Consider the following 13664-nt stretch of genomic DNA (forward strand, 5'->3'; position numbering starts at 1 on the left):
CACGCAGAAGCGGCTCTGGCGCCACGGCGTGTGATAACGAGAGAGTTCACCATCATGTCAAAGAATTACGTAGCGCTGGCGGGCGCGGTCGTCGAGGCGATTGGCGGTGGCGGTAACGTGGCGGCCGTCACGCACTGCATGACGCGCCTGCGCTTTGTGCTGAACGACGACAGCGCCGTGGACGCGGCGCGCCTTAAGGCCATTCCCGGCGTGCTCGGCGTGGTACGCAATGAGAACCAGTGCCAGGTCATCATCGGCAACACGGTGTCGCAGGCGTATGCCGAAGTCCTGAAACTGCTGCCGGAAGGCGCGCGGGTCGAGCGCGCGCTGCCGCGCAACGACAAAATCACTCTGCGGCGCATCGGCGCGGGCATTCTCGACGCGCTAATTGGCACCATGTCGCCGCTGATCCCGGCGATTATCGGCGGCTCGATGGTCAAGCTGCTGGCGATGGTGCTGGAGATGTCGGGCGTGGTCGAGAAAGGCGCGCCGACGCTCACCCTTCTCAACGTGATTGGCGATGGCGCGTTTTTCTTCCTGCCGATCATGGTGGCCGCCTCGGCCGCGATTAAATTTAAAACCAATATGTCGCTGGCGATAGCCATTGCGGGCGTGCTGGTGCACCCGAACTTCGTTGACCTGATGGCCAAAGCCGCGCAGGGGCAACCGGTGGATTTCATTGGCATTCCGGTCACGGCGGTAAAATATACCTATACCGTGATCCCGGCGCTCTGCATGACCTGGATACTCTCCTATATTGAACGTTGGGTGGACAAAATCACGCCAGCGGTGACCAAGAACTTCCTGAAACCGATGCTGATTGTGCTGATCGCCTCGCCCATCGCCATCATGCTGATTGGCCCGATTGGTATCTGGATTGGCAGCGGCATTTCGTCGGTGGTGTACACCATCCACAGCTATCTGGGCTGGCTGTCGGTAGCGATTATGGGCGCGCTCTGGCCGCTGTTAGTCATTACCGGAATGCACCGCGTGTTTACGCCGACCATCATCCAGACCATCGCCGAAACCGGCAAAGAGGGCATGGTGATGCCGTCGGAGATCGGGGCCAACCTGTCGCTCGGCGGGTCGTCGCTCGCGGTCGCGTGGCGCACCCGCAACCCGGAACTGCGCCAGACGGCGCTGGCCGCGGCGGCATCCGCCATTGTGGCGGGTATTTCAGAGCCTGCGCTGTATGGCGTGGCGGTGCGGCTGAAACGCCCGCTGGTGGCGAGCCTGATTAGCGGCTTCGTCTGCGGCGCGGTGGCGGGGCTTGCCGGGCTTGCGAGCCACTCGATGGCCGCGCCGGGGCTGTTTACCAGCGTGCAGTTTTTCGATCCGGCCAACCCGATGACGATCGTCTGGGTCTTTGGGGTGATGGCGCTGGCGGTGGTGCTGTCGTTCATCCTGACGCTGGTGCTGGGCTTTGAGGATATTCCCGTCGAGACGGCCGAACCCGCCCGCGATAACCCGCAGCCTGCGGCTTTCACCGCGCAGGCGCCCGCAGTAAAACCGAATTAATCAGAGGACGCGTATGGATAACAACACTTTTCCCGAAGGATTTTTATGGGGCGGCGCGATCGCGGCAAACCAGGCGGAAGGCGCGTGGCGCGAGGGCGGCAAAGGGCCAGCCACGGTTGATATGCTGCCGCACGGCCCGAATCGCCTGGCGGTAAAGCTTGGGCTCGATAAGCGCACCGGCTGGCGCGACGATGAATTTTACCCGAGCCACGAGGCGATCGATTTTTATCACCGCTATAAAGAAGATATCGCGCTGATGGCCGAGATGGGCTTTACGGTGTTTCGCACGTCGATCGCCTGGAGCCGTCTCTACCCGAACGGCGATGAACAGACGCCGAACGAAGAGGGCATCGCGTTTTACCGCGCGCTGTTCAGCGAGTGCAAAAAGTACAATATCGAGCCGCTGGTGACGCTGTGCCACTTTGACGTGCCGATGCATCTGGTGACCGAGTATGGATCCTGGCGCAGCCGCAAAATGGTGGAGTTTTTCACCCGCTACGCGCGCACCTGTTTTGAAGCGTTCGACGGGCTGGTGAAATACTGGCTCACGTTCAACGAAATCAACATCCTGCTGCACAGCCCGTTCTCCGGCGCGGGCCTGGCGTTTGAGCCGGGCGAAAACCATGAACAGGTGAAATACCAGGCCGCGCACCACGAGCTTATCGCCAGCGCCATCGCCACCCATATCGCGCATGAAGTGAACCCGCAAAACCAGGTGGGCTGTATGCTGGCGGGTGGTAACTTCTACCCTTACTCCTGCAAGCCGGAAGATGTCTGGGCGGCGCTGGAGAAAGACCGCGAAAACCTGTTTTTTATCGACGTGCAGGCGCGCGGGGCGTACCCGGCCTATACGCAGCGCCTGTTCCGTGAAAAAGGCATCGTGATTGAAAAAGGGCCAGAGGACGACGAGATCCTTAAAGATACCGTCGATTTCGTCTCGTTTAGCTACTACGCCTCGCGCTGCGCCTCGGCGGATATGAACAGCCAGGTGACGAATGCGGCGAACATCGTGAAATCGCTGAAAAACCCGTATATCGCGGCGAGCGAATGGGGCTGGGGAATCGATCCTCTGGGGCTGCGCATCACGATGAACATGATGTACGACCGCTACCAGAAACCGCTGTTCCTGGTGGAGAACGGTCTCGGCGCGAAAGACGCGTTTAACGAAAACGGCGAAATCGAAGATGACTACCGCATCAGTTATCTGCGCGAGCATATCCGCGCGATGCGCGAAGCCATCGAAGACGGCATTCCGGTGATGGGCTACACCACCTGGGGCTGCATCGATCTGGTTTCCGCCTCCACCGGCGAGATGAGCAAACGCTACGGCTTCGTCTGGGTGGATCGCGACGACCAGGGCCGCGGTACGCTGGAGCGCAAGCGTAAGAAATCGTTCTGGTGGTATAAAAAAGTGATCGCCAGCAACGGCGCCGATCTCGACTGATCCCCGCAATCCGCTATAACGCGCGTCGCCGTTCAGGGCGGCGCGCGTCTGTTTTCGCTCCCGCACGACTTCCCGCCAACAGTGCAAACCGCGCCGCGTTGCACAATCGCAGGGCGTTATTTCTCTGCTGATACCGGATATATCCGCCATTCCGCCCGCCGATTCCTGGCACATAACTTGCTGAATCTCTGTCCACCCGCGTTTTATCTTTCGCAGAGGACTCGTTATGTCAGCCAACACCGAATTCCCGTTAAGCGAGGCGCCCGCCGCCGGGCGCAAAGGCCTGCTCTCCATTTCTATGGTGCTGTTCAGCTTTACCTTTTTCACCGGCACGATGTTTGCGGGCGGTAAGCTCGGCGTCGCGTTTCCGATTGTCGAGATGCTCTGGATAGCCACCATCGGCAACCTGCTGCTGGCGCTGTATGCGGCGGCGCTTGCCTGGATAGCCGCCCGCAGCGGGCTGAATACCGTGCTGATGGGGCGCTTCTGTTTTGGCGAGAAGGGCAGCAAGCTCTCCGATTTCCTGCTCGGCTTCGCGGAGCTGGGCTGGTACGCGTGGGGCACCGCGACGGTCGCCATCACGCTGGTGAAACTGCTGGCGCTGCCGGAATGGCTCACCACGCCGCTGATGGTCTTCTTCGGCCTCGCGTTCTGCGTGACAGCGCTGGTGGGCTACCGCGGGCTGGATCTGCTCTCGCGCGTTTCGGTGCCGCTGATGTTTATTCTGCTGGTGGTCTCGATGTGGATTGCGACCCGCCACGCGGGCGGCTGGCAGGCGATGCAGCGCATTGAACCCACCGAAACCCTGGGCTGGTCGGCGGCCATCACGATGGTGTTTGGTACGTTTGCGAGCGGCGCGACCCAGGCCACCAACTGGACGCGCATGGCGCGCAGCAGCGGCACCGCCATTACCGGCAGCATGATTAGCTTTCTCATTGGCAACGGGCTGATGGTGGTCGCGGGCGCATGGTGCGCGGTGGTCTATCAGCAGGCCGATATCGTGGCGGTGATGACGTTGCAGGGGCTGTCGGTGGCGGCGGTCATCATGCTGTGTCTGAATCTGTGGACCATTCAGGGGCCGACGATTTATAACGTTTCTGCCGCCGCGTGTCATTTACTGCGCAGCGAGCGCCGCCGCACGCTCACCGTCGCGAGCGCGGGCATCGGCATTTTGCTGGCTATCGGCGGGATGTATGAGCTGCTGATCCCGTTTCTGGTGCTGCTCGGCAGCATTATTCCGCCGGTCGGCGGCGTGATCATCGCCGACTATGTGTTTCACCGCCGCGGGCGTTACCCGGCGCTCAGCGAGGCCCGCCTGCCGCGCTTTAACTATGCCGGGCTTGCCGCTTATTCGCTTGGCGCGCTGACCGCGTATTTTTCACCGTGGGTGGCCCCGCTGGTGGGCATCGCGGTGTCGGCGGCGAGCTATCTTCTGTTTGTGCGCCTGGCGCGCGGGCGGCGCCGTGAGCCGCTTTCACCGTCTTACTCAAAGGAGCCGTTATGAATATCGTTAATGCCCGTTTACGCCGCCGCGAAGGCTGGTTCACGCTCGTGCTGGATGGCGGGATCATTAAAGCCATTACGCCGCAGACGGCGATGCAGGCCCCCAACGAAGGCGATCTGGATGCGCAGGGCGGGCTGGTTATCCCGCCGCTGGTGGAGCCGCATATTCATCTGGACGCCACCCTGACGGCGGGCGAGCCTGAGTGGAACATGAGCGGCACGCTGTTTGAAGGCATTGAGCGCTGGGGCCAGCGCAAAGCGACCATCACCCATGAGGACACCAAACGCCGCGCGCATGAGACCATCGGGATGCTGCGCGATCACGGCATCCAGCACGTTCGCACCCATGTGGATGTGACCGACCCGACGCTCGCCGCGCTGAAAGCGATGCTGGAAGTGAAAGAAGAGGCGCGCCATCTTATCGATCTGCAAATCGTCGCGTTCCCGCAGGAGGGCATTGAGTCCTTCCCGCAGGGGCGGGCGCTGATGGAGCGGGCCGTGGAGATGGGCGCGGATGTGGTCGGCGGCATTCCGCACTTTGAGAACACCCGCGAGCAGGGCGTCAGCTCGGTGAAATTCCTGATGGATCTGGCCGAGCGCACCGGCTGCCTCGTGGACGTGCACTGCGATGAAACCGATGACGCGCAGTCGCGCTTTCTGGAGGTGCTGGCGGAAGAGACGCGCGTGCGCGGCATGGGCGCGCGGGTGACGGCGAGCCACACGGTGGCGATGGGCTCTTACGATAACGCCTACTGCTCAAAACTGTTCCGCCTGCTCAAACGCGCTGGCTTAAGCTTTGTCTCCTGCCCGACGGAAAGCATTCATCTGCAGGGGCGTTTCGACACCTGGCCGAAGCGGCGCGGCGTGACGCGCGTGGCGGAGCTGGACCGCGCCGGGCTAAACGTCTGCTTCGGACAGGACTCGATTAAAGATCCGTGGTATCCGCTCGGCAACGGCAACATCCTGCGCGTGCTCGACGCCGGGCTGCATATCTGCCACATGATGGGCTATGAGGATCTCAAACGCAGCCTGGATCTCGTGACCGACAACAGCGCGCGGGCGATGAACCTCGGCGATAACTACGGGCTATATGAAGGGCGACCGGCGAATCTTGTGGTGCTGGATGCGCCGGATGATTACGAAGTGGTGCGCCGCCAGGCGAAGGCGCGTTATTCCGTGCGCCACGGCAAGGTTATCCTGCGCCGCGAGCCGGAAACGCTGCGCTACGCGTAACAAGGTCGGTATTAGTCTCTTTATTTCATCAGCGCCTGCGGGCGCTTTTTTTATCTCTCGCTCGCGCTATTTCCATGAATAATCGACATTCGGTTATTTTTTAATCTTTTAAGAAACATCCTAAAACGCTGAAAATGCGCCATAGGCTTTTTTAATTTTTATTTATGCATAATTGAGAAAAGCGTCGTAAATATTATGTCTGGTAGTTTTTGATGTTTATATTTTCAGGAAATAACTATTTTGCTGCTTATAGTTCACGGTTGGTAATCGGTTAATTTTACATAGGTTTCTGAAAATCGCTGAAATAAGCGAAGCGCTAAAAGCGCTTCACGTCGCGATAATGTTATGAGCGCCGTGTTTGTTTAGCGGACTAAAGCCATAAAACCGATAGAAAAATAGTATGACGCAGCTCACCTTTTTAAATTTACCCCCTCGATATCCGCACTGGCGCAAATAAATAAATTCTGCTTAACATTCATATTCGCAGCGGCCGACGAGGCCGCGCGCAATACCTATGACAATAAGGGCCGGCGCGTCTGGCCCCTTGCAAACTCACAATCAATGGACGGTCTCTGGGATGATCAACAGAAGCAGAGCAGCAGAACCTGTTCAGGCGGGATATTCGCCTGTGCGGGGCGGGCGACGTATTCGCATGAGCGCGGTGGCGATAGCATTAGGTCTGGCCGGTATCGGGCAGGCGGGGGCGAGTAATTATATTGAGCAGGGCAAAGCGGGCGATGCCGCCAGCTGGCGCAGCAGCGAATTTAATGCGGAGTGGGGCCTTGGCGCTATTCACGCCGATGAAGCCTACGCGGCGGGATATACCGGCAAAGGCATTAAGCTCGGTATTTTCGATCAGCCGGTTTATGCAAAGCACCCGGAATTCTCCGGCACCGATAAGGTCATTAACCTCGTCACCGAAGGTATTCGCGAATATACCGACCCGTATATTCCGGTGAAAAAAGGCGACCCCTTCCGCTATGACGGTACGCCGTCTGTGGATTCCGATGGCGAACTGGGCGCGCACGGCACCCACGTTGGCGGTATTGCGGCAGGCAGCCGCGACGGCGGGCCGATGCACGGCGTGGCGTTTAACGCACAGATCATCAGCGCTGAAAACGGCGACCCCGGCCCGGAAGACGGGATTATTCTCGGCAATGACGGCGCGGTGTATGAGGCGGGCTGGCATGCGCTGATGGACAGCGGCGCGCGCATTATCAACAACAGCTGGGGCATCGGCATCACCGAGAAATTCGATCAGGGCGGGAAAGATCCGGCGTATCCGCACTTCACCGTGTCCGACGCGCAGGCGCAGTTCGATCAGATCAAACAGATCCTCGGCACCAAACCGGGCGGCGCGTATCAGGGCGCTATCGACGCGGCCCGTAGCGGCATCGTCACTATTTTCGCCGCCGGTAATGACTACAACCTTAATAACCCGGACGCGATGGCGGGACTCGCGTACTTTGTGCCGGATATCGCGCCGAACTGGCTTTCTGTCGCGAGCGTGATGAAAGATCCGGCCTCCGCCAACAGCGTGCCGTACACCATCAGTACGTTCTCCTCCCGCTGCGGCTACACCGCGAGCTTCTGCGTCTCGGCGCCGGGCAGCCGGATTTACAGCTCGGTGATTGAAGGCACCAGCCTGGAGACGCTGACGACCGATTACGCCAACTACAGCGGCACCTCGATGGCCGCCCCGCACGTCGCGGGCAGCGTGGCGGTGCTGATGGAGCGCTTCCCGTATATGACCGGCGAGCAGATAGCCCAGGTGCTGAAAACCACTACCGTGGATATGGGCGATCCGGGCATCGACGCGCTGTACGGCTGGGGGATGATCGATCTCAGCAAGGCGATCCACGGGCCGGGCATGTTCTACACCGTGGACGATATTCCTGAAGAATTCCGCGTGCCGGACCCGGACGGCGTGGCCTACGGCTCCTCGCAGTTTATCGCCGATATTCCGGGCATCGGCGAAGAAGTGGAAGCGGGTACCAAACTGGCGCGCACCTGTAGCGATATTCAGTGCGCGATGGATGTCTGGTCGAACGATATCTCCGGCCACGGCGGCCTGACCAAACAGGGCGCGGGCGCGCTGTGGCTCACCGGCGCCAGCACCTACTCCGGCCCGACGCTGGTGAATGACGGCCTGCTGGTGGTTAACGGCTCCGTCACTTCCGACGTGACCGTGCAACAGCAGGGCGTGCTGGCGGGTAACGGGACGGTCGGCTCGCTGACGGCGGCGCGCGGCGGTACGGTCGCGCCGGGCAACTCCATCGGCACGCTGAATGTGAATGGCGACGTCACGTTCCAGCCAGGCTCGCGCTACGCGGTGGAAGTGTCGCCGGACGGGCGCAGCGACGTGATTAACGCCACGGGCGCTATCGCGCTGAACGGCGGCGAAGTCGCGGTATCGCTTGAGAACAGCAGCAATCTGCTGAGCCAGGCCGAAGTGCGCAGCCTGCTCGGCCAGCAGTACAACATTCTGTCGGCGGCGGACGGCATCACTGGTCAGTTCGACAGCGTGGCGCCGGATTATCTGTTCCTCGGCACCTCGCTGGGCTACGCGGGCGGTCAGGTGACGCTGGATGTGGCGCGTAACGACACCACGTTCGCGAGCGTCGCGGATACCGCCAACGGCCGCGCGGTCGCCGGCGCGCTGGAGACGCTCGGCGCGGGCAATCCGGTGTATGAGAGCCTGCTCTCGACCGGTTCGGCCGCACAGGCGCGTCAGGCGTTCCGTCAACTGGGCGGGCAGATCCACGCGGATATCGCCTCGGCGCAGATTAACGACAGCCGCTACCTGCGCGATACGCTGAACGAGCGTCTGCGTCAGGCGGAAGGGCTGACCAGCGTCTCGCCGGTGGCGGCCGATGACGGCGGCGCGTGGGCGAAGCTGTTAGGCGCGTGGGATCACGCCTCCGGCGATGCGAACGCCACGGGGTATCAGGCATCGACCTACGGCGTGTTGCTGGGGCTCGATTCCGCGTATGCCGACGACTGGCGCATGGGCGTGGCGACCGGCTACACCCGCACCTCGCTTGACGGCGGCTACGGCGCGGGCGCTGACAGCGACAACTACCATCTGGCGGTCTACGGCGGCAAACAGCTGGGCGAGCTGGCGCTGCGCGCCGGTGCGGGTTATACCTGGCACCGTTTCGACACCAGCCGTTCCGTAAGCGTTGGTACGCAGTCTGACCATAGCGACGCGAAATATAACGCCCGTACCGAGCAGTTCTTCGCCGAGGCCGGTTACCAGCTGGCCGCGGGGATGGTGAGCGTCGAGCCGTTTGCGAACGTCTCTTACGTGAACTTTGAAAACAATCGCATCAATGAGCAGGGCGGGGCCACGGCGCTGCATGGCGACAAGCAGCATACCGACGCCACGTTCTCCACGCTGGGCCTGCGTTCAGGGCTGGAGTGGGACGCCACCGCGGAAACGACCGTGGCGCTGCGCGGCGAAGTGGGCTGGCAGCATCAGTATGGCGAGCTTGATCGCGCCACCGGCCTGAAATTCCAGGGCAGCAGCACCCCGTTTGTGACCAACAGCGTGTCGGCCTCGCGCGACGGCACGGTGCTGAAAGCGAGCGCGGAAGTCGCGGTGAACCGCAACGCGCATCTGTCGCTCGGCTACAGCGGGCTGATTTCCGAAAACTATCAGGATAACAGCGTGAACGCAGGCTTTAGCTGGAATTTCTGATAAGTCGGCATCGCTTGCGGTAATCAATAAAGGCGCCACGGAGGGCACCTTTTAAATGTGCGGTGCCAGCAGCCATTTATTTATACGGTGACACCAGACATATACATCAATTTATTAATAATTAATAAATGTGATTATACTACTATTTTTATATTTAATGGCGTCGTCTGATCGCTGTTTAACCCGTGGTCTGCCCTGTCAGTCATTATTTCCTGGTTTCAGCTATTTATATTCACTTCCGAGCAAACGGCTAACGTTTTGCGCCTGGGCGCTATTTCGTCATACTAAAATCCGAAATTAAGCGTGGCTTAATTTGTATTCCCGCCCGTGGCAATATGACCTGCGTCACACACTGCGTATTTATGGCGATTTACCCACCAAAGTTAGTACAAAAATCGGTCTGCACGGGGGCTTATCCTTATAAAGTTTTTGGTTTTCATGCCGAAACTCTCTCCATCTGTCGTATCGGGAAGAGAAACCATGTTAAACCGCATAAAAGTTGTAACCAGTTTGCTGTTTGTTCTGGCCCTGTTCGGTCTTCTGCAAATGGCTTCCGGTGGCCTGTTCTTTAATGCCATCAAAAGTGACAAGGAAAATTTCACCGTTCTGCAAACTATCCGCCAGCAGCAGTCCACGCTGAACGGTAGCTGGGTCGCGCTGATCCAGACCCGTAACACCTTAAACCGCGCCGGTATCCGCCACATGATGGATGCGAGCAACATTGGCAGCGGCGCGACGGTGCAGGAGCTGATGCAGATCGCCAGCAGCTCCCTGAAACAGGCGGAAACGCACTGGGCGGAGTACCAGGCCCTGCCGCGCGATCCGCGCCAGAGCGAAGAGTACGCGCAGGAGATCAAGCGTAACTACGACATCTATCACGGCGCGCTGGCGGAGCTGATTCAGCTGCTCGCGGCCGGAAAAATCAACGAATTCTTCGACCAGCCGACCCAGAAATATCAGGACGGTTTCGAGAAAGCCTATACCGAATACATGGCGCAGAACGATCGCCTGTATGACATCGCCGTGGAAGGCAGCAACAGCTCCTACAGCATGGCTATCTGGATCCTGGTCGGCGTGCTGGCCGTAGTGCTGGGCGTGATTGTCTGCGTCTGGTTCGGTATCCAGAACACCCTTATCGCCCCGCTGAACCGTCTTATCGACAGCATTCGCCATATCGCGAGCGGCGACCTGGCGCGTCAGATTGACGTCGACGGCACTAACGAAATGGGTCAGCTGGCCGCCAGCATTAAACATATGCAGGGCGAACTGGTGCGTACCGTGGGCGAAGTGCGTAACGGCGCCGATGCGATTTACAGCGGCGCGAGCGAAATCTCCGCCGGTAACAACGATCTCTCTTCCCGCACCGAAGAGCAGGCCGCGTCTCTGGAAGAGACCGCCGCCAGCATGGAAGAGCTGACCGCCACCGTGAAACAGAACGCCGAAAACGCCCGTCAGGCGAGCCAGCTTGCGCTGAGCGCGTCGGAAACTGCGCAGAAAGGCGGCAAAGTGGTAGATAACGTGGTGCAGACGATGCGCGACATCGCCGGCAGCTCCCAGAAGATTGCCGATATCACCAGCGTGATTGACGGCATCGCCTTCCAGACCAACATCCTGGCGCTGAACGCCGCGGTAGAAGCCGCGCGCGCGGGCGAACAGGGCCGCGGCTTCGCCGTGGTGGCAGGCGAAGTGCGTAACCTGGCGCAGCGTAGCGCCCAGGCGGCGAAAGAGATTAAAGGCCTTATCGAAGACTCCGTCAGCAAAGTGGACGTGGGCTCGACGCTGGTGGAAAGCGCCGGTGAAACCATGGGCGAGATCGTCAGCGCGGTCACCCGCGTAACCGACATCATGGGCGAAATCGCCTCTGCCTCTGACGAGCAGAGCCGCGGCATCGACCAGGTCGGTCTGGCCGTCGCCGAGATGGACCGCGTGACCCAGCAGAACGCCTCGCTGGTGGAGCAGTCCGCCGCCGCCGCGAGCGCGCTGGAAGAGCAGGCGAGCCGCCTGACGCAGTCCGTCGCCGTGTTCCGCATCAGCCAGAGCGCGCAGGACAAGCCGCGTAGCGTCAGCCCGGTTCTGGCAAGCGCCGCGCCGGTCGTTACCCAGAAGCCGGTCGTGGCCCAGGGCAGCGATAACTGGGAAACGTTCTAAGCGTTCTGAACGTTTCTGCGTCATCAGCCCCTGTCGCTCACGCGGCGGGGGCTTTTTTTTATGGCGGGTATTCCACGCGCAGGCGCTTTAGAAAACCCGCGCCTGGCCTGACGCATTTATATTAAGAATCGGTTAACGACTTCTATAATTTAACTGTTTAGTCAGACAACGAAACCGGGGCGTCGCTCTTGTTAAGACCGGCCTGGTCATGTTCAGCCCTCTTTTAACGAACGGGATCTTCTGTGCGCATCGCAACGATGACCAACATTGCCTATGGCGCGACGGTCGCGCTGACCCTCGCCTCCGGCGTGGTGCTGATGATGGCCTCCGGCGCTGACAAGGCGGAGCGGGCGGCCGTGCGTCAGGGGGCCGCCTATGACAGCCTGACGGCGACGGTGGAGCAGGAAACCTACGCGCTCACCGAGCTGGCGCGCGTCTATGTGGTGGAGCGCAGGCCGCAGGATCTCGCGGCCTGGCAGGCGAAAAAAGTCCAGGACGATCAGGATGAAGCGCACCTGGCGCGGCTACGGGATGTGGGCGCCGGGCCTGAAGAGTTAGAGCATCTGCGCCAGGGCATGGCGGTGGCCCATGGGCTGGAAGATGAACAGCAACAGGCGGTGGATGCGGTGGCGCGCGGCGATAACGCCCGCGCCCTGCAACTGCTGTTTGGCGTCAACTATGAGCGCGAGCTCGATCGAATGGATTTTCAGTTTGCGCATTTTCGAAGCCTGCTGGACCAGCGCACCGGCGCGACGATTCAGGCGGCGACCGACGCTTCGCTGCGGCTGCGCACGCTCTCGGAAATCATGGTTGGGCTGACGGCGCTGCTGTTTCTCTTTGTGCTCGGGTTTATCCTCAAGCGCCGCATTCTGCAACCGGTGGTGAAGCTGAGCGATGTGGTCAACCGGCTGGCGACGCAGGATTACGCGGTGGAAGCGCCGCTGTTGCAGCAGGTGGATGAGATTGGCGATATGGCGCAGGCTATCCATGTGTTTCGTGAAAACGGCCTGGCGCGCCAGCGTCTGGAGCAGGAGCGCGACGCCGACTGGGCCATCCGGCGGCTGCTGTCGCGCATGACCCAGCGGTTGCAGGGCAGCGAATCGCGCAGCGATATTATTGAGCTGGCGCGGCTGTTCGCCCCGCAAATCGCGCCCGGACTGGCGGGCCGGCTCTATGTGCTTGATGCGCGCGACCACCTGATGATTTGCGCCGCCCGCTGGCTTGAGGCCTCCGGCGGCGATACGGCGTTTACGCCGGACGAATGCTGGGCGCTGCGTCGCGGGCAGACGCACAGCCCTGGCCGTGACCTGGTCGATATCCCCTGTAAGCATCTGCCGCCTGAGGCCGCCCTGCGGGCTATCTGCGTGCCGCTCATCGCCCAGAATGAAACCATCGGGCTGCTGTCGTTTGAAAAAATCAGTGAGGCGCAGGAACCGCCTTATGTCTATCTGGAGCTGATGGCCGAAACGCTGGCGCTGGCGCTCGCCAACCAGAAACTGCGCGATGAGTTAACCGAAAAAGCGATGTTCGATTCGCTGACCGGCCTGCGCAACCGCTATCACCTGGAAGACGCGCTGCACGCCTGTATCAGCCAGGCGGAGGCGACCGGCTCGCCGGTGAGCTGTCTGATGATCGACATTGATTACTTTAAAACGCTCAACGATCAGTACGGCCATGACGCGGGCGACGCGGTGTTGAAAGAGGTGGCGCGGACGATCCGCGCCGTACCGGGCGACACGGCGCAGGTGTTTCGTTATGGCGGCGAAGAGTTCCTGGTGCTGCTGCCCGGCCTGGCGCAGGCGCAGGCGCATGCGCTGGCGACACGTATGCTGACGCAGGTCGGCGAGCTGTCGCTGCGCTATAACGGCCAGGAGATTGGCCCGGTGTCGGTCTCCATCGGCCTCGCCACCTGGCCCGATCACGCGCGGCGCGACAATCTTGTGAAAAACGCCGATATCGCGCTCTATCTTGCCAAAGAGATGGGGCGCTCGCGCATAGTCGTGGCGAACCGGCTGAAGCCGACCGCCTGACGGCGCGGCTGCGGTTAGTCTGAATTTCGCGCCGCGCGCCGGCTGACGCTGCCGCGCGGCCGCTGAAAAACGCGGCGCCGGGCATCAG

The 13664-nt window shown here is 60.7% G+C and carries 7 protein-coding genes; all 7 read left to right on the plus strand.

Going from position 1 to position 13664, the window contains the following annotated elements:
- The first annotated feature begins 54 nt into the window (after nucleotides 1-54).
- The 7 genes from ascF to AFK65_RS02925 all read left to right on the plus strand — a co-directional run bounded on the left by ascF (nucleotide 55) and on the right by AFK65_RS02925 (nucleotide 13576).
- The gene (gene ascF, locus AFK65_RS02895; RefSeq protein ID WP_007705464.1) at nucleotides 55-1518 is read left to right on the plus strand and encodes a PTS cellobiose/arbutin/salicin transporter subunit IIBC; all 1464 of its coding nucleotides are present in this window, start codon (nucleotides 55-57) and stop codon (nucleotides 1516-1518) included.
- A 13-nt stretch (nucleotides 1519-1531) separates the two neighbouring features.
- Nucleotides 1532-2962: a 6-phospho-beta-glucosidase gene (locus tag AFK65_RS02900; protein WP_038858128.1), complete on the plus strand. Its 1431-nt coding sequence runs from the start codon at nucleotides 1532-1534 to the stop codon at nucleotides 2960-2962.
- Nucleotides 2963-3188: 226 nt separating this feature from the next.
- Nucleotides 3189-4466 carry a cytosine permease gene (codB, locus tag AFK65_RS02905; protein WP_007705470.1) on the plus strand — a complete coding sequence of 426 codons (1278 nt, stop codon included), beginning with the start codon at nucleotides 3189-3191 and terminating at the stop codon, nucleotides 4464-4466.
- Nucleotides 4463-5698, plus strand: coding sequence for a cytosine deaminase (gene codA / locus AFK65_RS02910; protein WP_007705473.1), 1236 nt, complete (start codon nucleotides 4463-4465; stop codon nucleotides 5696-5698). Before codB ends, codA begins: the two co-directional genes overlap by 4 nt.
- A gap of 652 nt (nucleotides 5699-6350) precedes the next feature.
- Complete coding sequence (locus AFK65_RS02915) at nucleotides 6351-9398, plus strand: autotransporter serine protease (protein ID WP_038858126.1); 3048 nt, start codon at nucleotides 6351-6353, stop codon at nucleotides 9396-9398.
- A 480-nt stretch (nucleotides 9399-9878) separates the two neighbouring features.
- On the plus strand, nucleotides 9879-11546 hold the full coding sequence (gene tsr, locus AFK65_RS02920) for a methyl-accepting chemotaxis protein (RefSeq protein WP_038858124.1): 1668 nt from the start codon (nucleotides 9879-9881) through the stop codon (nucleotides 11544-11546).
- 242 nt (nucleotides 11547-11788) lie between these two features.
- Nucleotides 11789-13576 (plus strand): diguanylate cyclase, encoded by a 1788-nt coding sequence (locus AFK65_RS02925; protein ID WP_038858122.1) that lies wholly within the window; start codon nucleotides 11789-11791, stop codon nucleotides 13574-13576.
- Nucleotides 13577-13664 lie beyond the last annotated feature (88 nt).

The sequence above is a fragment of the Cronobacter universalis NCTC 9529 genome (assembly GCF_001277175.1).
Taxonomy (GTDB): Bacteria; Pseudomonadota; Gammaproteobacteria; order Enterobacterales; family Enterobacteriaceae; genus Cronobacter; species Cronobacter universalis.